The sequence below is a fragment of the Desulfobacter sp. genome, assembly GCF_050177295.1.
Map to the genome: position 1 here is coordinate 1 of NZ_JBFXHE010000497.1, position 2,928 is coordinate 2,928.

Here is a 2,928-nt window from a genome sequence, read left to right on the forward strand (position 1 = left end):
CATTGGTTAAAGTGGCAGGAGCCCTCCATCAACGCATCGGGCAAGAAACGTGAGGGGGCTCCTCTCTTTTCCCATCACTTTTCTGGACCATTTTAGCGAATTTTTCCATCATTTTTTGAGTCCGCACTCACAAAAGGATATCAAGCATTTCTTCAACAAATACACAGATGCTGTGATGGAAGCAACAGATCTTCTCTTTTCAGTAGGAAAAACCGAAACAATTAAATCTGAGTGTCAAAAAGCCCATGAAAGATTGAATACTGTAAAATGCAAGGGGAGCACTCGTGGACTATACATATTGATTATGTCAATCGGCTTTCTCCAATTTTAAGGACTTATATCGGCTGTGCAACTCAGCTTTATGGAGACCTATTTGAAGTTGACCTGATAAAAATCCACATGCAGTCAAATAAAATTTCGTTGATGAGGTATGATGATTTCGAAGGTAAACCTCTGCCTCTGCTTATGGAAAGGATCAAGATCAACCTTAGGGAGCGGCGAATAGATTTCTATACCTATGGGGATAAATTCAAACCTCAACCTTTATACATCAAGTCTCAATATATTGAGGACGGCTACCGGCACTATGATGACCAGGTTACCTTTGATGAAAAACTATCCTCCTTCGATTGGCTTGATTTAAATGACTTTGGAATATCTTTGAGTTCCTTAATGGAATTGTTTGAATTTCATAAAATATATTTAAACGGCTTTAATATTATACAAAAATAGGAGACGATAAACAGCGATTTTTGAGACACCTCAAGAATCATGAGTTCTCATAACTCATTAAAATCATCAATACCAAGAGAAATAAAATTTAAAATCATGTGGTTATGAATTCAGGTAGTTAGCCAAAGTCTATACCCAAAATGCAAAGAACTCATGTCTGATCAAGCATGATATTTGATCAACTGCTACTGGATGAAGATGACTTGACACCATCTCAGTGAGATCATTACAACATCTGACACCACCTTTCTCTCAATAATTTTTCCTTTGAAAAGCCCTTTGTAAATTTTCTCCCTACAGTACCTCTACATCATCTATAAATCCCACCTATCGTTACATTTTCTGAGAAAATAATGAGCTTGTTGAATAAGATTTTCTAAAAAAGAACAGGCATATCTGTAGACAGCAGGAACCGCCCGATGCCTTGGCATCCTCCTCCCCCCTTTGGGGGGGGATAAGAGGGGGGGATTGTGGTATAGATTAAGTTCGCCAAAACCATCGCCACCACAACCCCGACCCTGCTTATGAAAGAAAGCATAATAAGAAATCAGTCATCTGCCAAGGAAAAACAACAGGTTCGTTGCTGCCATTGTTCGAGTTCTTTGACCATCCGTAACGGAACCTATCCGCGAAATCACCCAAGAAGCAACACAGAAATTAGGATTCAGCGCTATTTGTGCAAATCTCCCCTGTGTCCATGGAAAAGTTTTTCTGTTCTTCCTGAGTCCATTATGCCGGTCGTCCGTCACACCTTTGAGGCGATATGTTGCTGCGCAGCCATAGTCAATGCTGGAATGAACCAGGCTCAGGCGGCAAGATTTTTTGGGTGCACCCGGGGTGTTGCCAAACGGCTCAGGATCTTTTGTCAAAAATTCATGCCCTGGTTTTCCCGGGAAAAGACTGTTGCCGAATGGGGACCGGACCCGCCCTTCTTTTGGCCGGACTTTACCAGGGATTTTTCCCAGAGTTTTTTCCCTGGGAGATGGGTTAAGTTGCCATCAACACAAAACATACATTGTTAAATTACAGTCGGTTATGTTGATATTCCACCAGGTTCAACTCTCAATTAAGGAGGTGGTCATGTCAACACCTGACCCAGCCGATCTCGCTGTCTGGCGATACGGCATTATCAGCAGTCTTCTTCATCGAGATGAAGAGGTAGAGACCATGGAGGAGGCACTGATCAGAATTGCCGGGGTTCAATATCGCCGGCCTGACGGTCAATTTGTGTCCTTTTCTCCGGAAACCCTCAGAAAATGGTTTTATCGTTATCGGAACGGCGGCCTGCCGGCGTTAAACGATGCCCAAAGAAAAAACACCGGCACCCATCATGCCGTACCCAAGGCGATCTCGGACCGCTTGTTTCAACTGCGGCAGGAACATCCCAGATGGACTTTTGCCCGTTTGATCGAACAGCTGGTTCAGGACAACGTCTGGGATATGCAGTCTCCGGCCCGTTCCACGCTTTATCGATTTGCCCGGACATGCAACCTTCAACGCGATCCCAATTTGACGGTGCATGATCCGGCTCGGCCCTTTCAATATCAGTTCTTTGGTCAAATGTGGACTGCAGACTTCCTTCACGGACCCAAGATTAGAATGAACAGCCAAAAACGCAAAACCTATCTGCATGCCATTATCGACGATGCCACAAGATATGTGGTTCATGCCGGCTTTTTTACCAGTGAGGGCACCGAGGTAATGATGATGGAACTGATGGCAGCCGTTCGAACCCATGGCAAGCCGCGCCGGTTTTATACGGATAACGGTGCCTGTTACGCAAGCAAGCATCTTAAATTTGTCTGTGCCAATCTGGGTATCCATCTGATCCATACGCCGCCTGGCTGGCCCAGGGGAAGGGGAAAAGTGGAACGATTCTTCCGGACCGTCCGGGATCAGTTCCTTGAGGGCAAAAACGCACCGGCCCATACGCTGGACGGGTTGAACAAGGCCTTTTCACAATGGCTGTCGACTTATCATCGGCGTATTCACGGCAGCCTGGGCATGACCCCTTTGCAGAAACGGCTTGGGCATCAAAGTGCCTGCATCCCTCTGCCGGAAACGATTGAGATCGAGCCGTTATTTAGAATGAAGCGACGGTGCAAAGTTTACCTGAATAATACGGTCAGGCTTAAAAAGCGGTCCTTTGAAGTGGCAGATGCCTTACCCGGCCAACGCCTCGATATTTGGTTTATG

2 protein-coding genes are annotated in these 2,928 nt (G+C 45.3%); both read left to right on the forward strand.

Annotated elements, in window-relative coordinates; genetic code table 11:
* Positions 1-267 precede the first annotated feature (267 nt).
* The gene (locus tag AB7U36_RS21650) at positions 268-732 is read left to right on the forward strand and encodes a hypothetical protein (protein ID WP_428161683.1); all 465 of its coding nucleotides are present in this window, start codon (positions 268-270) and stop codon (positions 730-732) included.
* Between the two features lie 1,080 nt (positions 733-1,812).
* Positions 1,813-2,928, forward strand: a 1,116-nt coding sequence (locus tag AB7U36_RS21655; RefSeq protein WP_428161684.1) for a DDE-type integrase/transposase/recombinase, incomplete at its 3' end; no start/stop codon positions are given.

What these genes read in the sequence shown, in the direction of transcription:
- AB7U36_RS21650 (WP_428161683.1), top strand. Translation starts at nt 268, where the DNA reads ATGCAAGGGGAGCACTCGTGGACTATACATATTGATTATGTCAATCGG.